General features: G+C 77.0%; 19 protein-coding genes and 1 tRNA gene. 11 read left to right on the top strand and 9 right to left on the bottom strand.

Going from position 1 to position 22368, the window contains the following annotated elements:
- Positions 1–2 precede the first annotated feature (2 nt).
- From BJ968_RS05585 to BJ968_RS26370, 3 genes are all read left to right on the top strand, one after another.
- Positions 3–3710 carry a hypothetical protein gene (locus BJ968_RS05585; RefSeq protein WP_179749959.1) on the top strand — a complete coding sequence of 1236 codons (3708 nt, stop codon included), beginning with the start codon at positions 3–5 and terminating at the stop codon, positions 3708–3710.
- Positions 3707–3871, top strand: a complete 165-nt coding sequence (locus BJ968_RS05580) for a hypothetical protein (protein WP_179749957.1) — start codon at positions 3707–3709, stop codon at positions 3869–3871. The genes BJ968_RS05585 and BJ968_RS05580 overlap by 4 nt, the downstream gene beginning before the upstream one ends.
- Positions 3872–4115: 244 nt before the next feature.
- Positions 4116–6227 (top strand): EAL domain-containing protein, encoded by a 2112-nt coding sequence (locus BJ968_RS26370; protein WP_179749956.1) that lies wholly within the window; start codon positions 4116–4118, stop codon positions 6225–6227.
- Here BJ968_RS26370 and BJ968_RS05570 read toward each other — a convergent pair.
- The 6 genes from BJ968_RS05570 to BJ968_RS05545 form a co-directional block, all read right to left on the bottom strand.
- Positions 6200–6871, bottom strand: a complete 672-nt coding sequence (locus tag BJ968_RS05570; RefSeq protein WP_179749954.1) for an SAF domain-containing protein — start codon at positions 6869–6871, stop codon at positions 6200–6202. The genes BJ968_RS26370 and BJ968_RS05570 overlap by 28 nt on opposite strands.
- Before the next feature lie 104 nt (positions 6872–6975).
- Positions 6976–7302 (bottom strand): FmdB family zinc ribbon protein, encoded by a 327-nt coding sequence (locus BJ968_RS05565; RefSeq protein WP_179749952.1) that lies wholly within the window; start codon positions 7300–7302, stop codon positions 6976–6978.
- 84 nt (positions 7303–7386) lie between these two features.
- On the bottom strand, positions 7387–9540 hold the full coding sequence (locus tag BJ968_RS05560) for a phosphodiester glycosidase family protein (RefSeq protein WP_179749950.1): 2154 nt from the start codon (positions 9538–9540) through the stop codon (positions 7387–7389).
- A gap of 29 nt (positions 9541–9569) precedes the next feature.
- Positions 9570–11060 carry a potassium/proton antiporter gene (locus tag BJ968_RS05555; RefSeq protein ID WP_179749949.1) on the bottom strand — a complete coding sequence of 497 codons (1491 nt, stop codon included), beginning with the start codon at positions 11058–11060 and terminating at the stop codon, positions 9570–9572.
- Positions 11061–11159: 99 nt separating this feature from the next.
- A complete protein-coding gene (locus tag BJ968_RS05550; protein ID WP_179749947.1) occupies positions 11160–12122 on the bottom strand; it encodes a glycosyltransferase family 2 protein in 963 nt (320 codons plus the stop codon).
- 109 nt (positions 12123–12231) lie between these two features.
- Complete coding sequence (locus BJ968_RS05545) at positions 12232–12855, bottom strand: 5-formyltetrahydrofolate cyclo-ligase (protein ID WP_218884834.1); 624 nt, start codon at positions 12853–12855, stop codon at positions 12232–12234.
- A gap of 161 nt (positions 12856–13016) precedes the next feature.
- Between BJ968_RS05545 and galU the strand changes: the two genes are divergently transcribed.
- The 8 genes from galU (at position 13017) to BJ968_RS05505 (ending at position 19574) form a co-directional block, all read left to right on the top strand.
- Positions 13017–13955, top strand: coding sequence for a UTP--glucose-1-phosphate uridylyltransferase GalU (gene galU, locus BJ968_RS05540; RefSeq protein ID WP_179749945.1), 939 nt, complete (start codon positions 13017–13019; stop codon positions 13953–13955).
- Between the two features lie 19 nt (positions 13956–13974).
- Entirely contained in the window at positions 13975–15255 is a 1281-nt protein-coding gene (glp, locus tag BJ968_RS05535) for a molybdotransferase-like divisome protein Glp (RefSeq protein ID WP_343077848.1), read from the top strand.
- Positions 15252–15743, top strand: a complete 492-nt coding sequence (gene moaC, locus BJ968_RS05530) for a cyclic pyranopterin monophosphate synthase MoaC (RefSeq protein WP_179749942.1) — start codon at positions 15252–15254, stop codon at positions 15741–15743. The genes glp and moaC overlap by 4 nt, the downstream gene beginning before the upstream one ends.
- On the top strand, positions 15733–16233 hold the full coding sequence (locus BJ968_RS05525) for a MogA/MoaB family molybdenum cofactor biosynthesis protein (protein ID WP_179749940.1): 501 nt from the start codon (positions 15733–15735) through the stop codon (positions 16231–16233). Before moaC ends, BJ968_RS05525 begins: the two co-directional genes overlap by 11 nt.
- On the top strand, positions 16230–16829 hold the full coding sequence (locus BJ968_RS05520) for a GNAT family N-acetyltransferase (RefSeq protein ID WP_179749938.1): 600 nt from the start codon (positions 16230–16232) through the stop codon (positions 16827–16829). Before BJ968_RS05525 ends, BJ968_RS05520 begins: the two co-directional genes overlap by 4 nt.
- A 67-nt stretch (positions 16830–16896) precedes the next feature.
- Positions 16897–17649 (top strand): hypothetical protein, encoded by a 753-nt coding sequence (locus BJ968_RS05515; protein WP_179749936.1) that lies wholly within the window; start codon positions 16897–16899, stop codon positions 17647–17649.
- An 81-nt stretch (positions 17650–17730) separates the two neighbouring features.
- Positions 17731–17803: transfer RNA gene (locus BJ968_RS05510), tRNA-Ala, on the top strand.
- Between the two features lie 217 nt (positions 17804–18020).
- The gene (locus BJ968_RS05505) at positions 18021–19574 is read left to right on the top strand and encodes a sugar transferase (RefSeq protein ID WP_179749934.1); all 1554 of its coding nucleotides are present in this window, start codon (positions 18021–18023) and stop codon (positions 19572–19574) included.
- A gap of 15 nt (positions 19575–19589) precedes the next feature.
- Here the strand turns inward: BJ968_RS05505 and BJ968_RS05500 are convergent, their stop codons facing one another.
- From BJ968_RS05500 to BJ968_RS05490, 3 genes are all read right to left on the bottom strand, one after another.
- Complete coding sequence (locus tag BJ968_RS05500; protein WP_179749932.1) at positions 19590–20810, bottom strand: right-handed parallel beta-helix repeat-containing protein; 1221 nt, start codon at positions 20808–20810, stop codon at positions 19590–19592.
- 124 nt (positions 20811–20934) lie between these two features.
- On the bottom strand, positions 20935–21435 hold the full coding sequence (locus BJ968_RS25485) for an acyltransferase (protein ID WP_343077845.1): 501 nt from the start codon (positions 21433–21435) through the stop codon (positions 20935–20937).
- Positions 21436–21474: 39 nt separating this feature from the next.
- Positions 21475–22329 carry a glycosyltransferase gene (locus BJ968_RS05490; protein ID WP_179749930.1) on the bottom strand — a complete coding sequence of 285 codons (855 nt, stop codon included), beginning with the start codon at positions 22327–22329 and terminating at the stop codon, positions 21475–21477.
- Positions 22330–22368 lie beyond the last annotated feature (39 nt).

Genomic DNA, 22368 nt, shown 5'->3' with positions numbered 1-22368 from the left:
AGGTGACGTCTACTGCCGCGACCGGTCCCGACTCCACGCGTCGGCGCTGGTGGGCGGAGGCGGAGGCCCTGGGCGGCACGTCCGCGCTGCTGGACTGCCCGGTCGGCACCGACGCCGTCCTCGACCTGACCACGGCCCACCCCTCCGGGCTCGCCCAGCTCCTGGCCGGTGGCCCCGCGCCCCTGACGAGCCTGGTCCGCGAGGCCGGTGCCTTCGCCGAGGCCCGCCGCCGGGCCCGCACCACCCACCGCCTGGCCGGTGCCCTGCTGGCCCAGCGCGGGACGCGGTCCCTGGCCGTCGCCGTCGGCACCGCCGGCTGGTCGCTGGCCGCGGACGTCGACGCGCGGGACCTGGCCGAGGCCGCGGCCCCGCCGGCGCTGCGCCCGCCGCGCCGCACCCCCGTCCTGCTGCGCCGGTGCACCCTGACGCCGGCGACCGAGGCCCTGGACGACTTCGTCGTCCAGCTGGCCCCGGAGGTCGTCGTCAACCCGGTGCTGGTGCGCACCGCCCGCACCGAGCTCGGCGTCGCGCTCGACACCCGGCGCATCGCCGCCGCCGTCGGCGCGCACTGGGGCTTCGACCCGAACCCGGCGATGGACGAGCTGCGCCGCCAGCTGGCCGGTGTGCGGGGCCTGCGCGTCGAGCGCCGGCTGCTGCTGGGCACCTTCGCCGACCCCGGCGCCGACCTGCTGGCCGACCTGCGCCGCCGCGGCGCCCTGGTGCGCGACCACCGGGTGGTGGCGGCCCTGGCCGAGCAGCGCCCCGTCGAGCCCCGCCCGGCCGGTGACGCACCGGTCCCGCCGGTCGCGGGGGGCTTCCCCCTCGACCCCGCCCAGCGGCAGGCCGTCGAGGCCGTCCTGGCCGGTGGGGACCTGCGGCTGCACGCCCCCACCGGCACCGGGGCGACGCAGGTCGCGGCCGCCGTCATCGCCTCCGAGGTCGCCGCCGGGCGCAGCGTGCTGCTCGTGGCCGACTCCGCCGCCGACCGCCGCGCCGTCGACGAGCGGCTGCGCGACCACGGGTACGGCCGCCTGCTGCTGCACCTGGTCGGCGACCTGGACACCTCCGCCGACGACGCCGGGGTGCAGCGCGCCGCCGCCCGCCGCGAGCTGCAGGCCCGCTCCGGCGCCGGCCGCGACGTCCCCGCCGACCCCGACGTGGACGGCCCGGGCACCGCGCTGGACGAGCACGCCCGGGCGCTGCACCGGCTGCGCGAGCCGTGGGCCGTCAGCGCGGCCGAGGCCGTGGAGGCGCTGCTGACGCTCGCCGAGCGGCCGGTGCCGCCCACCACGAGCCGCCGGCTGCGCGGGGAGGCCCTGTCGGGGTGCTCGCGCGCCGACGTCGCGCACTGGCAGGCCGTCCTCGTCGAGGCCGTGGAGCTCGGCGCCTTCGACGTGGACCCGGGCACCAGCGCCTGGGCCGGGGCGTCGCTGCGCACGCCCGAGGCGGCGGCCCAGGCGCTCGGCCGCGTCGAGGAGCTGCTCGACCGGCTGCTGCCCGCGGCCCGCGCCCTGCTCGCGACCGTCTGCGACGCGGCGGGCCTGCGCGGCGCGGCCTCGGTGGCCGACGCCGTCGAGCGCGCCGAGCTGCTCGACGGGGTCCGCACGACCGTCGAGCACTTCGGGACGGAGGTCTTCGCCCGGTCCCTGGGCGACGTGGCGGCGGCCACGGCCACGCCGCAGTGGCGTCGCGACCACGAGGTGCGCCAGGGGTGGGTGCGTCGCTGGAAGCTGCGCCGGGAGGCCCGCGCGCTGCTGCGCGCCGACGCCACCACCGGGGACCTGCCGACGCTGCACGACTGGCTGCAGGCTGCCCGCGCGCAGCGGCTGCGCTGGCAGCGCGTCTCGGTGCGGGACAACGTGCCCGGTGTCCCCGAGGACCTCGACGAGCTCATCACGGCCGTCGGCGCCGTGCGGCACGAGCTGACCGAGCTGACCGCCGTGCTGCCCGAGCGGTCCTGGACGGAGCTGGGCGCGCAGTCGCTGCTGGACGTCCAGCTGCCCGAGCTGACCGCTCTGCTGCGCCGGCTGGCGGCCGACGCCGGGGCGCTGCGGACGCTGCCGCGGCGCACGGTCCTGCTCGACGAGCTCGAGGCCGCCGGCTGGGGCGGGCTGCTGGAGGACCTGCGGGCCCGCTGGACGGGTCCGGGCAGCCTGGACCTGCCCTCGGAGGTCGAGTCCGCGTGGTGGGCCGGTGTCCTCGACGCCATCTCGATGGTCGACCCGCTCGTGGGCACGGGGGAGGCCGCGTCCCTGCGCTCGGCCCGCCACGAGCTGCAGCTGGCCGTGGCGGCCCGCCGGCGCCGTCGTGCGGCGGCCGTGCGGGCCGACCTGGACGCGCGCGCCGGGTCCTCCGACGAGCACCTGCTGCCGGTCCCGGCCCTGTCCGCGGCGGGCGTCGCCGCGCTGGCCACCGCGGTGCCCGACGCGGACCTGCTCGTCGTGCTCGGCGCCCAGGCCACCACGACGGCCTCGGCGCTGCCGGCGCTGTCCCGCGGCCGGCGCGTCCTCGTCGTCGGCGACCCCGACCTGCCGGGCCCGGCCGACGTGGCGACCGCCCGCGACGAGCAGTCCGTCTCGCGGCCCGTGGCCGAGAGCCTGTTCGCCGACGCCGGGGCCGCCCTGCCGACGCTGCGCCTGGACCGCCAGCACGCCCTGCTCGACGACACCCTGCTGACGGCCGTGCCGGTCCCGGTGGCCGGGACGTCGCTGCCCGGGCCCGGGCACGACGGCCGGGCGACCGCCCGCACGTCCGACCGGCCGCCGGGGGCCCGCCGCGGCCCGGACGCGCTCGTGGACCTGGTCCTCGACACGGCCGTCGCCGCGCTGCGGGCCCACCCCGAGGAGTCCCTGGGGATCGTGGTGCCCGACGCCGCGGGGGCCGAGCTGCTCGCCGACACCGTGCGCCGGCGCGCCCTGGACCTGGGGCTGCCGCTGGCGGTGGGCCGCGAGCCGCTGCTCGTGGGCACGCCCGTGCGCTGGACCGGCGAGCGCCGCGACCACGTCCTCGTCGTGACGGACGCCGTGCTCAACGGGCCGGCCCTGGGGGCGGCCGGGGAGGGCGGCGAGGGCGTCCCGACCGGGCGCGCCGAGGCGTGGATGGCGCTGACCCGCAGCCGTCTGCGCACGACGCTCGTGCTCGACGACTCCGGCTGGAGCGCGGACCGGGAGGGCCGAGGGGACGTCGCCGACGGCCGGGCCCTGCTGGCCGGCACGGCCGAGGCGTGGGAGCGCGACGAGCTGCTGGCGCAGGAGCCGGGCCGGGGCGTGGAGGTGCGCCGCGGTGCCGACGCCGTGGTGCGGGCGCTGGCGGCGGCCTGCCGCCGCGCGGGCCTGCCCGTGGAGTGCGAGGTCGGCACGTCCCGGCGCCTGGCGCTGGTGGTGCGCGACGAGCGGGCCCGGGCCGGGGTGGGGCCGGCGCTGGCCGTCGAGCTCGACAGCGCGTCGTGGGCGGCGGCGGACGTGGTGGACCGCGAGGTCGACGGCCCGGCCGAGCTGGAGCGGCGCGGCTGGCGCTACGTGCGGGTGCTGACCGCCGACGTCTTCGCCGACGCCGACGCCGAGGCCGAGCGGATCGCGGCGGTGTGGCGCGACGCGCTGGCCGACGCGGGGTTCGACCTGCCGTGGGTCGTGGACCTGACCGCGGCCGGGCGCGAGGAGGTCGTGGACCTCGCGGTCGAGCGGCTGGACGCCGGGGCGGAGGTCTCGTGACGGAGCGGGAGCCGGTGGCGCCGGAGCCGGAGGACGAGCGCGAGGTGCCGCTGCAGGACGAGCGGTCGGCCGACGACCGGGACGAGGGCTGGGGGGAGCGGACGTCGTCCGGTTTCGACGACGAGTGGTACCTGGAGCAGCGGCCGCCGCACTGGGACTGAGCGCGGAGCCCCTCCACCCACCGGGTGTGACCGGCGAGTCGCTCTCCGGCAGATTTTCATGACGGATCGTCCAGAGTGGATGACTCTGGGTCGATAGTCCGGATTCCGCCCCCCGCAAGCCTTCTGCCTCGTCCGGCTGACCCCCATGATGGGCCAGGAACCACGGCCGGTGTCCCCCGTCCGGGGGGCACACCGTGGAGCTCACGGGAACCCTCGGAGACGGCAACGGGACGGGAGGTGGAGGGTGCAGCACCCGGCGGCCACGCTCGTGGCCCCCCGACCCCGCACCCGGCCGCGCACCCGGCGGCCGGGCGTCCAGCGGCTGCGGGACGCGCTCGTCACCGCCGTCGCCCTCGTCCTGGCCACCACCCTCCTCGTCGCCGGCACCCTCCTCGGCCTCGACGGTCCCGCCCCCTGGCAGGCCTCCGCCTCCACCCTCGTGCTCGCCGTCGTCGTCCTGGTCGCCGAGTCCCGCCCCCTCAGCGCCCGCGGGCAGGCCCTGCCCGTCTCGTGGGGGTTCCTCGTCGCGCTCGTGGCCCTCGGGCCGGTCGGGCTCGCCCTGGCCGTCCGGGCCGTGCCCACCCTGGTGCGCGACCTGCGCCGCGGAGCCGGCCCCCTCGCGCTCGTCGTCGACGGCGGCGCCGCCCTGTCCGGGGTGTTCACCTGCGCCGTCGTCCTCGACGCCCTCCTGGCGACCGGCGCACCCGACGGCCCCGCCCTCAGCGACCCCCGCCAGTGGCCCGCCGTGCTGCTCGCCGGGGCGACCGGCCTGCTCGTCCAGTGGTGCTGCGACGCCGCCGCGCGCCGCGTCGTGGACCGGCGCCCCCGCGACCTCGTGCGCACCGGGTCCACCTCCGGGTTCCTGCTCACCCTGGCCGTGATCGCCTCCGCACCCGTGGTCGTCGTCAGCGCCGAGGGCGGCCCGTGGCTGCTGCTGCTCGTGTGCGTGCCGCTCGGCGTCGTCCTCGTCAGCTCGGTCATCGCCCGCCGCCACGAACGCCGCGCCATGGTCGACGACCTCACCGGCCTGCCCAACCGCGACGCCCTCCTCGGCGCCACCACCCGGGCGCTGCGGGGAGCCGGCAGCGGCGCCACCGCGGGCCCGGGCCTGCTCGTGGTGGACCTCGACCACTTCAAGGACGTCAACGACACCCTCGGCCACCCCGTCGGCGACGCCCTGCTGCGCGAGGTCGCCGGCCGCCTCGCCGCCCAGGCGCCGCCGGGGGCCGTCGTCGCCCGCCTGGGCGGGGACGAGTTCGGCCTGCTCGTCCCCGACGGCCTGGACGCGGAGTCCCTGGCGCTCGCGGTCGTCGAGGAGATGTCCCGGCCCCTGCGGGTCGGGGAGCTGCAGGTGCTGCTGCCGGCCAGCGTCGGGGTCGCCCGCGCCCCCGAGCACGGCACGAGCGCGCCCTCGCTGCTCAAGAGCGCCGACGTGGCGCTCTACCACGCCAAGGAGGTGCGCGGCCGGGCCTGCACCTACGCCGACCGCCGCGACGTCAACAGCATCGAGCGGCTGCGGCTGCTCGGTGACCTGGGGCGGGCCGTCGAGCGCGGGGAGCTGTTCGTCCGCTACCAGCCGCAGGTCGACCCCCGCACCGGCGTCGTCGCCGGCGTCGAGGCCCTCGTCCGCTGGCACCACCCCGAGCTGGGCGCGGTCGGGCCGGACCGCTTCATCCCGCTGGCCGAGCAGTCCGGGCTCGTCGCGGGGGTGACGGCCGTCGTCCTCGACCGCGCCCTGGCCGACGCGGCCCGCTGGCGCGCCGAGGGCCACCGCCCCACCGTCTCGGTGAACCTCTCCGCGCGCCTGCTGACCGACCACGACCTGCCGTCCATGGTCGCCGAGGGCCTGCGCCGGCACCGGGTCGAGGCGTCCGCCCTCGTCCTGGAGGTCACCGAGACGGGCATCGTCTCCGACGCCGAACGGGCCGGGTCGGTCGTGCGGCGGTTGCGGGCCCTGGGGTGCGGCGTCGCCGTCGACGACTACGGCACGGGCCAGTGCTCGCTGACGTACCTCACGGACCTGGAGGTCGACGAGCTGAAGATCGACCGCAGCTTCGTCACCGGCATGACCGGGGACCGCGCCCGCGCGGTCATCGTCCGCTCGACCATCCAGATGGCCCGCGAGCTCGGGCTGCGCGTCGTGGCCGAGGGCGTCGCCGACGCCGCCACCCTGCAGGTGCTCGCCACCCTCGGCTGCCACCTGGCCCAGGGGGAGCACGTGGGCGACCCCATGTCGGCCGACGCGGTCACCGACCTGCTGCGCTCCCGGGGCGGGCGCCGCGCGGCCGCGGTGCCCGGGCAGTCCGCGCCCGCCCTGGAGGACCGCCCTCACGAGCGCACCGTCAAGACGGTCTGACCGCTCGCGGCGGCCAGCCGGGCGGCCGTCGCGGCGTCGACGGCCACCAGGACGCTGGTCGCCGCCGCGCCCGGCCCGCCGAGCAGCCCGCCGCCGGTGGGAGTCGGCACCCGCAGGACGACGACGTCGGCCGCGACGCGGTCGGCGCCCGTGGCCGCCCCCGTGACGGGGTCCTGCGTGCGGGCCAGGACGTCGACGCGCGTGCCGGGGGCCAGGGACGGCAGCAGGGCGGGGTCGCCGACGTCGACCGTGGTGGCGACCGTGCCGGCGGGCTGGCCCGTCAGCAGCGGCCCCGCCGTGGTCCGGGCGTCGGTGAGGACCTCCCCGCGGCGCACGGGGGAGGCCAGCACGGCACCCACCGCCTCCCCGGGCCCCAGGAGCCCGGCGGGCAGCGTCCCGGCGTCGCGCTCGGCGCGCTGGACGTCGGAGGCGGTCAGGACGGCCCCCGTGGGCAGGTCGCGCACCGCCACCAGGGCGGGGGCCAGCGACGGCGCGGGCGGGGCCAGGACCGACACCCCGGCACCACCGGCCGCGGCGACGAGCCCGGCCGACAGCCACCGGCGGGTCAGCCGCCGCCGGCGGCGGGCCCGCGGACCCAGCGGGACGGGTGGGGCGGGCGGGGTGGCGACAGCGGTCTCGGGCACAGCCGGACGCTAGGTCGCGGGGCCCCGTCCCCGCCGGACCCGGATCCCCACCTGTGGACGGCGCGCCGTCCCCGCGTCCTGTGGACACGGGGACGGGCCCGGGTTCAGGCCGCGGAGGTGGAGCCGCTCGCGCTGCCGGAGGAGCTGGAGCTCGACGAGGGGGTCGACGAGGAGCTGGACGAGGAGCTCGACGAGCCGGACTCCTTGGCCGCGGGGGTCGAGGACGTCGAGCCGCCGGTGGACGACCCGCTCGAGCTGCGCGAGTCGTTGCGGTAGAACCCCGAGCCCTTGAACACGATGCCGACGTTGTTGAACAGCTTGCGCAGCTGCCCCGAGCACTCCGGGCAGACGGTCAGGGCGTCGTCGCTGAAGGACTGGCGGACCTCGAAGGAGTGTCCGCAGGTCTGGCAGGCGTAGGCGTAGGTGGGCACCTGTTCTCCGCAATCTCCTGGACCCCGTCTGGCACTCGGGGCGTTCGAGTGCCAATGGTACTCGGGGACGGCGACCTGTGGGGCTCAGCGCACCGGCCGCCGGCGCCGGGGGAGGACGACCGGCAGCGGCGGGACCTGCGCCTGCAGCCGGGCGAGGTCGACGGCCCCGGCGCGGCGGGCCGCGACCGACGTCTGTGCCAGGTACACGCGCTCCAGCCGCACGTCGGCGTCCGGCGGGACCGGGACCGCCACGCGCCGCCACCCCGTCCAGTCCACGCGGGCGGCGAAGGTCACCGGCCGGCTCGCCCCGGCCACCCGCAGCGTCGCGCGCAGCCAGCCCCCGGCCCCGTCGCCGCGCACCTGCAGCGCCACGGCCGTGCTGCCCGCCGGCAGCGGCACGGGGACGGGCGCGACGACGGCGGCCGTCGTGGTGCCCGCCGGCTGCCCGGTGAAGTCGTAGGTCAGCCGCACCGCGCCCGACCCGGCCGACGGGCCCTCGACGCGGCTGAGCGAGGCCGTCGCGCGGGTCGTCGCGACCGTCCACGCGCCGGGGTCGTCCAGCGGGTCGAGCGTCACCGGCCGCGACCCGACGGCGGCCGGGACGTCGGCGGAGGCGCCCGCCGCGCTCAGCCGCAGCGTCGTGGGGACGGGCCCGGGGGTCAGGGCGGTCAGGCGCAACCGGCCGTCCGGCAGCGGCTCGGCCCGCAGCACCGCGGGGTCGACCCCCGCGACGACGTCCGCCGCGGCCACCGCCGCGGACCGCCCCGCGGCGTCGGTGCCGGTGACCGTCACCTCCAGGACCGACCCGGCGGCCGGCAGCGCCAGGACGGTGCCCACCGACAGCCGGGTGAGCGGCCCGAGGACCTCGACGTCGAGCCGGCCCGTCGCGGCCCCCGCACCGGCCAGCACCGCGGCGCGCCCGGGCGCCACGCCGCGCACGGCACCACCGGCCACCGCCAGGACCCCCGGGTCGCTCGACGACAGCACCGGCGCGCCGTCCGCGGGCGCCCCGGACGCGGTCACGGGCACCACCCGCAGGGGCAGGGACAGGCCCGGGAACACCTGCGCCGCACCGAGCGCCGGACGCAGGACGACGGCCGCGGGGAGGGGCCCGGCCGGTGCGGGGACGAGCCCGACGGCGTTGGCCACCGGCCGCGGCGCCCCGTCGGAGGGCACGACGACGTCGCTCACCGCGGCGTCGCCGGGGCGGCGGGCCACCAGCTGCGCCGACCCGCCGCCGTCGAGCACGACGGCCCCGACCGCTCCGGCGGCCACCAGGCGGCGTGCGGTCTCGGTGGCCGTGACCCCCACCGAGAGCGCCGTCCCGCCCTCGACGGTGAGCAGCAGCAGGTCGCCGTCGGCGGTCCAGCCGACCGCGGTCCGGGCCCGCAGCGCCGCCCACGTCGGGTCCGCGGTGTCGAAGAGCGCGACGGCGCCGTCGCGGACCAGCTCCAGCCGGGCCCCGAGGGCGAACCCCGTCGAGCCCGGGGCGAGGGCGTCGTCGCGGAACTGGACGTCGCGGGTGGCGGGACTGCCGAGAGGGGTGCCGGCCAGGGCCGCGGCGACCGCCCCGGACGCGACGAGGACGAAGCCGTCGGCGGGGACCGCGCCGCCGCCGGGGGGCCGCACGGCCGTCACGACGCCGGCGCGGACCTCCAGCTCCACGCCCGAGGTGACGGTCAGGGCCCGGTCACCGGCGCCCCAGGCCGGGCCGAACAGCGCCAGCGCGTCCTCGGGCACCGTCCGGGTGCCCAGCGCGGCCAGCGGGAAGGTCCGGCCGGCGACGGTGGCCGAGCCCTGCAGCTGGACCTGCCCGAGCCGGCCGGTCCAGCGCGGGCCCCCGTCGAAGCCCACGGCCCCCTGGGCCTGGCCGGAGGCCTTGAGCACCTGCCCGTCCCGGACGACAGGACCGTCGGGGGTGCCGGTGCGGTCGATGTCGAAGAAGTCGCCGTTGACGGCGGCGACGGCGCCGGCCGCGGTGGCGAGGTCGGTGGGGGTGCGGGGGGAGCTGAGGTCGGCCTGCAGCAGGACCGGCCGGGTGGTGGAGCCGGCGGCCAGCCGCAGCAGCGCCTGGCGGACGGGACCGGCCGGGGTGGACCCGGTGGACCGTTCGAGGGTCAGGCCGGGGGCGACGACCTCGACGACGTCCGGGTCGGTCGCCGCGGCGGCGAAGGCACGGGGGGTGGCCGGGCCGGCGGCGACCAGCGCGAACATTGTGAGCACAGTGCGACGCAGCACCTACTCACCGTAGTCGGCCGGGGAGCGCCTCAGGTCTCGCGCCACCCGGCGAGCTTCCCGTCGCGGCTGATCGCCTGCAGCCGTTCCTCCACCCCCTCCCGCTCGGCCGTCGACGTCACGACGAGCAGGTCGTCGCCGCGGCGCAGGACCGTGCGCGGTTGCGGCACGAACGTCGCGCCGTCCCGCGCCACGAGGCTCACGTTGGCGCCCCGCGGCAGGCGCAGCTCGAACACCTCCACGCCGTGCAGCCGCGAGGACGGGCCGACCCGCACCCGCACGACGTCCGCCGACAGGGCCCCCAGCGGCGACACCTCCACGTCCAGGTCCCGGGTCGGGGCCGAGGAGGTGAGCCCCAGGCGGCGGGCCAGCGGCGCCAGCGTCGGCGCCTGGACGAGGGTGAAGACGACGACGAGCACCAGCACGAGGTCGAACAACCGGTCCGCCCCGGCGATCCCGGCGACGACGGGGACGGTGGCCAGCACCACGGGGACCGCCCCGCGCAGACCCGCCCACGACAGGAACAGCAGGTCCGGGCGCGGCAGCCGGAACCACACCAGCGAGGCCAGCACCGACAGCGGGCGCGCGAACAGCGTCAGGACGACCCCGACGAGCAGGGCGTCCAGCACCGCGGCCGGCAGCCGGGAGGGGTCCGCCAGCAGCCCCAGCATCACGAACAGGCCGATCTGGGCCAGCCACCCGAACGCCTCGGCGAAGCCCCGGGTCGCCTGCCGGTGCGGCAGCCGGGCGTTGCCCAGGACCAGCCCGCACAGGTACGTCGCCAGGAACCCCGAGGCGTGCAGCACGTCGGCGACCGCGAAGGCCCCCACCGCCAGCGCCAGCACCGCGACGGGGTACAGACCCGAGCTCGGCAACGCGCTGCGCCGCAGCAGGAAGGCCCCCACCGCACCGACCCCCACGCCGACGACCGTGCCCAGCCCCAGCTCGAGCACCGCCTCGGCGGCGTAGAACCACCACGCGTGCTCGGAGTGCCCGGTCGCGACCTCGGTCAGGGCCAGGACGGCGATGACGACGGGCGCGTCGTTCAGCCCCGACTCCGCCTCCAGCAGCCCCGAGAGCCGGTGCGGCAGGGGGACCGAGCGCAGCACGGAGAAGACCGCGGCCGCGTCGGTGGACGACACGACCGCCCCGACGAGGAAGGAGACGGGCCAGGAGGTGCCCAGCAGCAGGTGGGCGCCGACCCCCACGACGCCGATCGAGACGGCCGTCCCCGCCGTGGCCAGGGCGCCCGCCGGCGCCAGGACCCCCCGGACGGCGTCCCACCGCGTCGTCAGCCCGCCCTCGGCGAGGATGAGGACGAGGGCGGCGTACCCCAGGACCTGCGCGATCTCGGCGTCGGTGAAGGGGATGCCCAGGCCGTCCTCGCCGAGCACCAGCCCCAGGGCCAGGTAGAGCAGCAGCGAGGGCAGGCCGGTGCGGGCGGAGAGCCGGACGGCCAGCACGGCCAGCAGCAGGACGCCGGAGGCGAGCAGCAGGACGCGGCTGAACTCCTCCAGGGTCATGCCGCACCGTAGCGTGACGGGTCGTCCCGGGCGCGCTTGGTCACCGGAGTGCTCGACCACCGCAGGGGTCGGGCGGTGCGGTGGTCGAGCGCCGGCGGCTCAGCTCGTGAGGGTGCGTTCCCCGCGCAGGTCCGGGCGCGCGGGCCACCCCCGGCCCCAGTCGGCCCGCTCGTCCCACAGCGGCCGCCAGGTCCGCCCGCGCCGCAGCACGGTCTCGCCCACGGTCCGCAGCGCGACGCCGGTCGCGAGGAGCCCGACCCCGGCCCGGGCCCGGGCCGGGGACCAGTGCTTGCGGGCGTACTCGGCCTTGCCGCGCAGCAGGAGCCGCTGCTTGGCGGTCTTGGTGGCCGACGACTTCCCGCCGGCGTGCACGACGACCGCCTCGGGGGTGACCGCGGGGTGGTAGCCGGCGTCGGCGGCCCGCCGGTTCAGGTCGGCGTCCTCGCCGTACATGAAGAACTTCTCGTCGAACCCGCCGAGCTCGCGCCAGGTGCGGGTGGTCGCCAGCAGGAAGGCGCCGCTGACGATGTCGACGTCGCGGACGCTGTCGCGGTCCCAGCGGCCCAGGGACTCGGGGTCGAAGACGGGGCTGCGCTTGAAGGCCGTCGACAGGCCCGTGGCGTAGCAGAACCAGCTCCACAGGGTGGGCGCGGCGAAGCAGCTGGTGAGGGAGACGGTGCCGTCGGGGTAGAGCACGCGCCCGCCGACGATGCCGCGCGTGGGGTCCTGCGCGAGGAAGGCCAGGAGCTGGTCGACCGCCCCGGGCAGGACGACGGCGTCGGGGTTGACCAGCAGCACGTGGTCGCCCTCGGCCAGCTCCACGGCGCGGTTGACCCCGGCGGCGAAGCCGAGGTTGTCGGGGGAGAAGTGCACGCGCAGCTCAGGGGTCGTGGCGGCGCGCTCGCGCAGCAGCGCCTTCGTCTCCTCACCGGAGGCGTTGTCGTAGGCGACGACCTCGAAGGAGGCCCGCGGCCGCGCGTCGCCGGTCAGGGAGTCCAGGCACTGCGCGATCCACTCGGGGGCGTTGTAGGTGACGATGACGATCGACACGTCGACACTCATGCCCGGGGTCCTCCACACGTTCGTCCTCAACCGTCCGCACCAGGGTCGTCACCGGCGACGCGGGCACAGTGAACCACGGAACGTGAGCGGGCCAGAACGCTCAGCCAGCTCAGGCGGACAGCCACAACCAGCGCGTCGGGGTCACGACGGCCTGCACCAGCCGGTCGTGCGGCAGCGTCGGCAGCGGGCTGACCGCGGCGTCGAGCAGCTCCTCGTCGTGCACGACGGCGACGACGGGCACCCGGGCCGGGACCCGGCGCAGCGCCCGGTCGTAGCTGCCGCCGCCCTGCCCCAGGCGCCGGCCCGCCGTGTCCACGGCCAGCGCCGGGACGACGACGAGGTCGACCGAGGAGATGGCGTGGACGCCCAGCGGGCCGGGGGCGTGCGGCCGGGCCGGCCGCAGGGACCAGTCGAGGTCGTCGTCGGGCAGCCGCGCGGGCAGCAGCACCTCGACGTCGTGGCGGCGCAGCTCGGCCAGCAGCGTCCGGGTGCCCGGCTCGCCCGGCAGCGAGGAGTAGGCGGCGACGCGGCGGGCCCCGGCCAGCAGCGGGGAGGAGACCAGGACGCGGGCGACGGCGGTGTCGACGTCGGCCGCGGCCCGCTCGTCGCGCTCGCCGCGGCGGGCGCGGACGCCGCGGCGCAGCGCGTGCTTGCGGGCCTCGACCTCGAGGACGTCGGCGTGCACGCTCAGCGTGTCCGCCACGACGTCGTGGACGGTGTCTTCAGCGGGCACGGCGGCTCCCGGGGTGCTGGACGCGGGACGAGGGTTTCGGCGCGTCCTCACCTCGAGTGTGCCTCCTGGTCAGCCGGGGCGGAAGGGTCCTGCGTCCCCCGCGCGGCGCAGTCCCGGCAGCGCGCGGTGCCCGGTCCAGCCCGGGCGGTAACCTCCGGCGCATGACTGAACGTGATGAGCGTCCGGCCCGCACGGTGCGCAAGGCCGTGATCCCCGCCGCCGGCCAGGGAACGCGGTTCCTGCCGGCCACCAAGGCGATGCCCAAGGAGATGCTGCCGGTCGTCGACACCCCGGCCATCCAGTACATCGTCGAGGAGGCCGTGCGCGCCGGGCTCACCGACGTCCTCATGATCACCGGTCGCAACAAGCGGTCCCTGGAGGACCACTTCGACCGCAACGTCGAGCTCGAGGTCGGGCTGGAGGCCAAGGGCGACCGGGCCAAGCTCGCCCGCGTCCAGGAGTCCACCGACCTCGCCCAGGTCCACTACGTGCGCCAGGGCGACCCCAAGGGCCTGGGGCACGCCGTGGCCGTGGCCGAGCAGCACGTCGGGGATGAGCCGTTCGTCGTCCTGCTCGGCGACGACATCGTCGACTCCCGCGACCCGCTGCTGGACACCATGATCAAGGTGCGCGAGGAGCACGGCGGCAGCGTCGTGGCCTTCATGGAGGTCCCGCGCGACCAGATCCACCTCTACGGCTGCGCCGTGGCCGAGCCCACCGGCCAGGAGGACGTCGTCAAGGTCTCCGGCCTGGTCGAGAAGCCCAAGACCGAGGAGGCCCCCAGCAACCTGGCCATCATCGGCCGCTACCTGCTGGACCCGGCCGTCTTCGCCGTCCTGCGCGAGACCCCGCCCGGCAAGGGCGGGGAGATCCAGCTCACCGACGCCCTGCAGGTCCTGGCCCGGGGCGAGGGCCCCGGCTACGGCGTCCACGGCGTCGTCTTCCGCGGCCGCCGCTACGACACCGGCGACAAGCTCGACTACATTAAGGCCGTCGTGCGGCTGGCCGCCGAGCGCGAGGACATCGGCGGGGACCTGCGCGAGTGGCTGGGCGGCTTCGTGCAGGAGTTCCCGGCGCCGGGTGCGGGCGCGCAGGCCTGAACGTGGCAGTGTTCTGGGGGTGAGCCCCGCTGGTGACACCCTGACCACCGTGGCCGAGCACCGGCAGGCCTGCCTGGACCTGGTGCGGCCGCTGCCGCCCCTCGACCTCGCCCTGCGCGACGCCCTCGGCTGCGTGCTCGCCGAGGACGTCGTGAGCCCACGGCCGCTGCCCGCCTTCGACAACTCGGCGATGGACGGGTACGCGGTCCGGGTGCGCGACGTGGCCGGGGCCAGCGAGGAGCACCCCGTCGGGCTGCCCGTCGTCGGCGACATCGCCGCCGGGCGGCCCGACGCGCTGCGCCTGGTGGGCGGGACCACGGCGCGGATCATGACGGGGGCCCCGGTGCCGCAGGGCACCGAGGCCGTCGTGCCCGTGGAGTGGACCGACCGCGGCGTCTCGCACGTCACCATCACCCGCGCGCCCACCCCGGGGCAGCACGTCCGCCGCGCCGGGGAGGACGTCCAGGCCGGCGTGCTCGTCCTGGAGGCGGGCACGCGGCTCGAACCCCGCCACGTCGGCGTCCTGGCCGCCATCGGCCGGGCCCGGGTGCGCGTGCGCCCCCGCCCGCGCGTCGTCGTGGTCTCCACCGGCACCGAGGTCGTCGAACCGGGGGTGACCCTGGCCCGCGGGCAGCTGCACGACGCCAACGGGTACCTGCTGACCGCCGCCGTCGAGGACGTCGGCGCGCTGGCGTACCGGGTGGGGGTCGTCGCCGACGACGCCCACGAGCTCGCCGGGGTGCTGGACGACCAGCTCGTGCGCGCCGACGTCGTCATCACCTCCGGCGGGGTCAGCGAGGGCGCCTACGACACCGTCAAGGAGGTGCTGTCCGCCCCCGGCCAGCACTCCGTGCGCTTCGACCGCGTCGCCGTGCAGCCCGGCATGCCGCAGGGCTGCGGGACGCTGGGGGAGCAGGCCGTCCCCGTGTTCACGCTGCCGGGCAACCCGGTGAGCTCCTTCGTCTCCTTCGAGGTGTTCGTCCGGCCCGCGCTGCGGCGCATGCTGGGCGACCCCGGGCCGGACCCGCAGCGGCCCCGGGTCAGGGCCGTGGCCGGGACCGGCTGGACGTCCCCGCCGGCCAAGGAGCAGTACGTGCGCGCGGCCTGGACGCGCGACGAGCGGGGCCGCTTCGTCGTCGAGCCCGTCTCCGGGCACGGCTCGCACCTGGTCACGGCGCTGGCCCGCGCGACGTGCCTGGTCGTGGTGCCGGTCGGGGTGGGCGCCGTCGAGCCCGGGGACGAGGTCGAGGCCGTCCTCCTGGGCCCCCTGCCGGCCCCCGAGGCCCGGGACGCGCCGTGAACGACCGCCTCACGCACCTCGACGCCGCCGGCCGCGCCCGGGTGGTCGACGTCTCCGCCAAGCCCGTCACCGCCCGCGAGGCCCGCGCCGAGGGGTACGTGCGCTGCTCCCCGGCGGTGCTGGACCTCATCGCCGAGGGCGGCCTGCCCAAGGGCGACGCCCTGGCCGTGGCCCGGGTCGCGGGGCTGCAGGCGGCCAAACGCACCCCGGACCTGGTCCCGCTGGCGCATCCTGTGGCGGTGCACGCCGTCGAGGTCGACATCGTCCCCGTCAGCACCCCCGACCTCGTCGGGGTGCACATCACGGCGGCCGTGCGCACGGCCGACCGCACGGGGATCGAGATGGAGGCGCTGACGTGCGTCGTGGTCGCGGGGCTGACCTTCGTCGACATGGTCAAGGCCGTCGACAAGCGCACCGTCCTGGACGGGGTGCGGGTGACGGCCAAGAGCGGTGGGCGCTCGGGGGACTGGAGCGTCGATGACGTCTGAGCCCTCGGCCCTGGTGGTGACCGTCTCCAACCGGGCCTCCGCCGGCGTGTACGCCGACACCTCCGGCCCGATCGTCGTCGCGGGCCTGCGCGAGCTGGGGTTCGCCGTCGACGGCCCGGTCGTCGTGCCCGACGGCGACCCCGTCGAGGAGGCCCTGCGCGACGCCGTGGCGGCCGACTACGACGTCGTCGTCACCAACGGCGGCACGGGCCTGAGCCCGCTGGACCTGACGCCCGAGCGGACCCGCCGCGTCCTGGACTACGAGGTGCCGGGGGTGGCCGAGGCGGTCCGGGCCGCCGGTGCCGCCGCGGGCGTGGCGACGGCGGTGCTCTCGCGCGGGGTCGCGGGCGTGGCGGGGCGGACGTTCGTGGTGAACCTGCCGGGTTCCAGCGGCGGCGCGCGCGACGGCGTCGCCGTCCTGGCCGGGTTCCTGCGGCACGCCGTCGACCAGGTCCACGGCGGCGACCACACCCGGACGGCCGGGCCGTGACGGTGGGCTGGCCCGCGGAACTGCGGGACGGGGCGGTGCGGCTGCGCCCGCTGCGGCGGCGCGACGCGACGGCGTGGCGCGCGGTGCGGGCCGCGAACGCCTCGTGGCTGCGGCCGTGGGAGGCGACGTCGCCCGAGGGCAGCGGGCCGGCGCCGAGTTTCCCGCAGATGGTGCGGGGTTTCTCCCGCGAGGCCCGCGCGGGACGGATGCTGCCGTTCGTCGTGGAACTCGACGGCACCCTCGTGGGGCAGATCACGGTGTCCGGGATCACCTGGGGTTCGCTGCGCTCGGCGCACGTCGGGTACTGGGTGGACCGCCGCGTCGCCGGCCGCGGGACGATCCCGCTGGCGCTGGCCCTGGTGGCCGACCACTGCTTCGGAGTCCTTCGGCTGCACCGCATCGAGGTGAACATCCGGCCCGAGAACGCGGCGTCGCTGCGGGTCGCGGAGAAGCTGGGGATGCGGGACGAGGGGCTGCGCAAGGCCTACCTGCACATCGACGGTTCGTGGCGCGACCACCGCACGTTCGCGCTGACCGCCGGGGAGGTCCCCGAGGGGCTGCTGACGCGGTACAAGGCGTCCCGCGCGAGGAGCTGAGAACGCGCGGCGCGACACACCGCCACGGTCCGCGACCAGGCCCCTCCGGGCCCCTACCGTTGCGCCCGTGCCCGCCAGCAGCCTCATCTTCCTCGTCATCATCGCCTTGTGGGCCGCCTACCTCGTCCCGAACCAGATCCGCAAGCACCGGCGGACGGCGTCGGCGCGGCAGGCCGACCGCGACTCCGACGCCCTGCGCGTCGTGGTGCGCCGGGGTTCGGCCCCGGTCGGGCAGGCGCTGGCGGCGGCCGCGGTCACCGCGGCCGTGGCGGGCTCGTCGTCGCGACCGGTGCTCGGCCGGGTCCCCGGACCCGTTGCGCCGCAGGCCCTCACCGCCGCTCCGGCGCGGGAGTCGTTGCGCCGCAGCACCTCGGCGGTCGTGACCCGGCGTCGCCGGCTGGTGGGCACGGTGGCGGCGCTGACGGTCGTGGGCTGGGTCGTCGTCGCGGCGGGGCTGGCCCCGTGGTGGTCCGGTGCCGGGCCGAGCGCCGGGCTGCTGCTCGTCGTGGCGGCGCTGACCCGGCACGGGGCGAGCGCGCCCGACCGGGCGGCCGCGGCCCCGGCGACGGTGGTGCTGCCCACCGTGCGCGCACCGCGGACGGTGTCCCTGCCGGTCCAGCGCGACGACCGCCCCTCGCCGCTGGCCGGCGACCGCGGCTGGGAGCCGGTGCCCGTGCCGCTGCCGACCTACCTGCTCAAGGACCGCGCGCGGACGTGGGACCCGGTCTCGCCGGCCGTCGCGGCGGCCGAGCGGGTCGCCGTGGCCGAGGAGCCGCGCGTCGTGGACCTGCGTGAGCACGCGCGGGTGGTCAACCAGTAGCGGTGGTCCGGGACCTCCGCCGGGGCTGGTAACCTCTTCCTCATCGCCCTGAGTGATCGGGGCGGTGACGACGGTCGGCAAGGGGCTGTGGCGCAGCTGGTAGCGCACCTCGTTCGCAACGAGGGGGTCAGGGGTTCGAGTCCCCTCAGCTCCACCCGAGCAGGAAGGCCCCCACCGGGATCCCGGTGGGGGCCTTCCTCTTTCCACGACCACCCTGGTCCCCGTTCGTGTGCGGGCTGTGAGGAGCTTGCGCTGAACGGGTGAGCGGTGACTACGATGCGTGCTGTCAGGTCTCTCTCCAGGGGTGTGAGGAGAGCACTGACGCCCACACCGCCGTGGGGGACGGAGCGACCGACCGACGGGGGACTGGGATGGCCACGGACGACGCACGGCTGCTGCCGGCACAGCGCAGGCGACTCATCGACGCCGACGCGCGACGGGTGCGGCTCCTGCCGGGCGCCCCGCCCGCCGCCCGCCCGCGCCCGGCCCCCGGGGCCGCCGGCCGCCGCGCCAGCTGGCAGCGGCGGTACGTGCGCACCATCACCGCCGCCGACGCCGCCGCCGCGCTGGTCGGCGCGCTGCTCGGCTGGGCCGTGCGCTTCGGCGGCGACGCCCCGTTGCGCACCGGCGCCGTGCCCGGCCTGTCCGTGGCCTGGACGATGGTCCTCCTGCCGCCCGTGTGGGTCCTGGCGATGCTGCTGTTCCGCGCCTACGAGCCGCGCTTCCTGGGCATCGGACCGGAGGAGTTCCAGCGCGTCCTGCTCGCCGGGACGACCGTCGTCGCGCTCGTGGGGACTGCCAGCTGGGCCTTCCAGCTCGACGTGGCCCGCGGCTTCGTCGTCGTCGCCCTGCCCGTGGCCGGGCTGCTGACCGTCCTGGGCCGGCTCGTGGTCCGCGGGCTGCTGCACCGTCGCCGGGCCGTGGGGGAGTGCGTGCAGTCCACGGTCGTCGCCGGTCACCCCCACGCCGTGGCGGCGCTGATCCGCCAGGTGCGGCGCGACACCGACCACGGCCTGCGCGTCGACGCCGTCTGCACCCCCGACGGGCGCACCACTCCCGAGCTGGAGGGGCTGGGCGTGCCCGTCCTGGGCGACCTCGGGCAGATCGCCGCCGTCACCGCCGAGCTCGACGCCGACGTCGTCGCCGCCCTGACCTCCCCCGAGCTGGACGGCCCCACGCTGCGCCGCCTCGGGTGGGAGCTGGAGGACACCCGCGCCGACCTCATCGTCGCCCCGACCCTCACCGACGTCGTCGGGCCCCGCGTCGTCATCCGGCCGGTGTCCGGGCTGCCCCTGCTGCACGTCGAGCGTCCCGAGCTGCGGGGGGTCCGGCACGCCGGCAAGGCCCTGTTCGACCGGGGCAGCGCGCTGCTCGGGCTGCTGCTGCTGGCTCCGCTGTTCACGGTCCTCGCGGTGCTCGTCAAGCTCGACTCCCCGGGCCCGGTCTTCTTCCGGCAGACCCGGGTGGGCCGTGACGGCCGGGAGTTCTCCATGGTCAAGTTCCGGTCCATGGTCGTCGACGCCGAGAAGCTGCTCATCGACCTGCGCACCGAGTCCGACGGCAACGGCCTGCTGTTCAAGATGCGCCGCGACCCGCGCGTCACGCGCGTCGGCGCCTTCCTGCGCCGCTACTCCATCGACGAGCTGCCGCAGCTGTTCAACGTCCTCGGCGGCAGCATGTCCCTCGTCGGGCCCCGCCCGCCGCTGCCCGCGGAGGTCGCCGAGTACGGCGAGGACCTGCGGCGGCGGCTGCTGGTCAAGCCCGGCCTCACGGGCCTGTGGCAGGTCTCGGGCCGGTCCGACCTCAGCCTCGACGAGTCGACGCGGCTGGACCTGCAGTACGTCGAGAACTGGTCCCCGGCCTTCGACGTCATGATCCTGGCCAAGACCGCCCACGCCGTCGTGGGCGGCCGCGGGGCCTACTGACCCCGCCCCGGCGGCTCACCAGCGGTCGACGCCGACCTCCTTGCCGGTCCAGCCCAGCTTGTTGCCGGTCAGGGTGATGTCCTTGCCGTTCGGGACGATGACCGCGCCGTAGCGGCTGTTGTCGTCGAAGGTGTTGTCGCGGACGACCAGGCCGCTGATGTTCGCGTCGCCGCGCACGTTGACGGTGTAGGAGCCGCCGCCGAGGAAGTTGCGCTCGATGAGGACGTTCTTCAGCGACCGCTGCCCCGTCTCGGTGCCGATCATGACCGCCGAGTTCAGCGGGTCGCCGTTGCTCGAGGGGTCGAGGGTGTTGTGCCGGATGACGACGTCGCGGGCGGAGGTGGTCTGCACCGCGTCGGAGTGCAGGCCGTCCTCGCGCGACATGTCGTGGATCCAGGAGTCCTCGATCGTCACGTTGGTGCCCCAGCGGGCCCCGTCGGCCGAGCCGTGCAGGTTCACCCGGCGCAGCGTGTAGTTGCCCCAGCCGACGCCGACGTCGGTGCCGGTGGCGTCGATCTCGGTGTCCTCGACCACGAAGCCCGTGACGCCCTCGCCCACGGCGACGGCGAGCTGGCGGCCCTTGGCCCGGCACACGACCTTGCTGTTGCGCACCGTGACGCCGCTGGCCTTGACCACGAGGCAGCCCTTGACGGTGACGCCGTCCAGGACGGTGCCGGGGGTGGTGATGACCTGGTCGCCGACCAGGACCCGGGCCGGGTCGGCCCCGCCGCGCAGGCCCGTGGTGAAGGCGTTGGGGCGGCCGTCGGTGTGCTGGGTGCGGGCGGCACGGGTCGGGCGCAGCGACGTGCCCGTGGTGCCGGAGCCGAGGGTGGTGCCGGGGTCGACGACGCGCACCGTCTTGGCGACGCTGCTGCTCGTCCGGCCGCGCGTCAGCTTCGCGGTGACGCTGATCCGGCCGGAGTACCCGGACAGGTTCGCGTCGGCCGTGGCGGTCCAGTCGCCGTCGGCACCGGCGGTGGCGGTGCCCGCGCCGCTGACGACCTTGCCGTCGACCAGGAACGTCACCGCGTCGAAGGGCTGCGGGGAGCGGACCGTCAGGGCGACCGTGCTCGCGGGGACCCGGGCGTTGTTCACCGACGTCCCCGCGTAGGCGATCCACGTGCTGGCGCTGGCGGCGTCGGCCGGCAGCGCGGCCGAGCCGATGACGGCGGCGGCGCCCAGGACGGCCAGGCCGGTCCGCACGGTGGCGCGCAGGGAGCGTCGGGGGGTGAGCACGGGGTGCCTCCGCAGGGGTGCTGTCTCGAAGAACGCGTTGTCCTTCAAGGCATCGGGTCGCGGGACCCGTCACCGCCATCCCCTCCCCGGGTGAGGCGTCAGGGGGACGCCGGAGGCCGTTTCGTCACCCTTCGTGCACTGCTTCGGCCGACGGTGGAGCCGTCGTCACCGTGCGTCCAGCGTCCGGGGCGGGTTGCTCCGTCCGGAGGCGTCCGTAGGGGCCGACGGTGATGCCCGAACGGATCACCACGGCCGGCGAGCCCGCGACGATGGACGCCGGCGGGACGTCCTTCGTCACCACCGCGCCCGCCGCGACGATCGACCCGTCACCGATCGTCACCCCCGGCAGGACGATGGCGCCGGCCCCGACGAAGCAGTGCCGGCCGATGCGGGTGTGCGTCTTCTTGGCCCGCGTCATGTCGTGGGCCAGCACGATGGCCTCCAGCGCGACGTAGCTGCGCTCGCCGACGTGCACCCCCTGCGGGTACGTCTTGTCGAAGCGCGCCGAGAGGCTGAACGTCGCGGTGGGGTGGATGTCCATGCCCCACACCCGGGTGTAGGTGAGGCGCTTGAGGCCGACCGCCACCTTGCGCAGGGCGCGGAGCCGGTTGAGGGAGGGAGCCACGGTGTCTCCTGGGGTCCGGGTCGGTTCAGTCGTCTCGGTTCAGTCGTCGACGGCGACGCGGGAGGTCGTGTCGCGGTCCCAGGCCACGTCGGCGCCCGCGGCCAGCCGGCGGCGGGCGCGCACGCGCGTCAGCAGCCCGACGGCGGCGTAGACGGGCAGCGCCGGCCACAGGTCGGGGCGGCTCAGCAGCCGCCGGCCCGCCGAGGCGGGTGCCGCCGAGGCCTGCCCGGTGGTGGCGGCGTGCTCGGCGACGCTGAAGCGGGCCCGGGTCTTGATGGCCAGCAGCGCCCCGAGCGTGCGGGGCGGGTGGACGGTGAAGCGGGTCCCGGGGACGCTGACGCGCTCGCCGGGGCGGAACAGGGACCGCACGAACGTGTCGTCGCCGGTCGCGGCGGGGAAGGTGCCGAAGCGGTCCCGGCCCCGCCGGGACAGGACGTACAGCCCGGACCCGACGAGGTCGTCGGTCACGTAGGGCAGGGCGGTCCACACCCGGTAGTAGGCGCGCACGGGCCAGGAGGAGCGCGAGGTGTCCACGTGCAGGGCGGGGGCGGCGGCCTGGGCCGGGCCCGTGCGCAGCACCTCCAGCACCCGGCGCAGGTCCTCCCCGCCGACGGTGACGTCGGCGTCGAGGTAGGCGCGGGGGAAGGCCGTGGCGTGCTGGTCGCCCAGGTCCAGGGCGTGGGCCTTGCCCGGCACGGACGTCTCCACGACGTGGACCCCGTGGGCCCGGGCGCGGGCGGCGGTGTCGTCGCGGCACGCGTTGGCCACCACGACGACCTCCAGGTCGCCGCGGTCGAGGTCGAGGGCGGCCAGGCAGCGGTCGATCACCGGGCCCTCGTCGTGGGCGGGGATGACGACGCTGCCGGCGACCGGGGAGGGCTCGGCGCGGTGCACGCGCGCACCGTAGCAGCCGGCTACCGAGCGTAGGTAGGA

Source organism: Kineococcus aurantiacus, assembly GCF_013409345.1.
In the GTDB taxonomy this organism is placed as follows: Bacteria; Actinomycetota; Actinomycetes; order Actinomycetales; family Kineococcaceae; genus Kineococcus; species Kineococcus aurantiacus.
Note: the sequence above shows the minus strand (reverse complement) of the source record. Positions and strands in the feature narration are given on the sequence as shown.

Excerpts from the sequence above, each read along its gene's own strand:
- BJ968_RS05525 (WP_179749940.1), top strand. The coding sequence starts at position 15,733 with ATGACGTCTGAGCCCTCGGCCCTGGTGGTGACCGTCTCCAACCGGGCC.
- BJ968_RS05550 (WP_179749947.1), bottom strand. The coding sequence starts at position 12,122 with ATGAGTGTCGACGTGTCGATCGTCATCGTCACCTACAACGCCCCCGAG.
- BJ968_RS05505 (WP_179749934.1), top strand. The coding sequence starts at position 18,021 with ATGGCCACGGACGACGCACGGCTGCTGCCGGCACAGCGCAGGCGACTC.
- BJ968_RS05555 (WP_179749949.1), bottom strand. The coding sequence starts at position 11,060 with ATGACCCTGGAGGAGTTCAGCCGCGTCCTGCTGCTCGCCTCCGGCGTC.
- galU (WP_179749945.1), top strand. The coding sequence starts at position 13,017 with ATGACTGAACGTGATGAGCGTCCGGCCCGCACGGTGCGCAAGGCCGTG.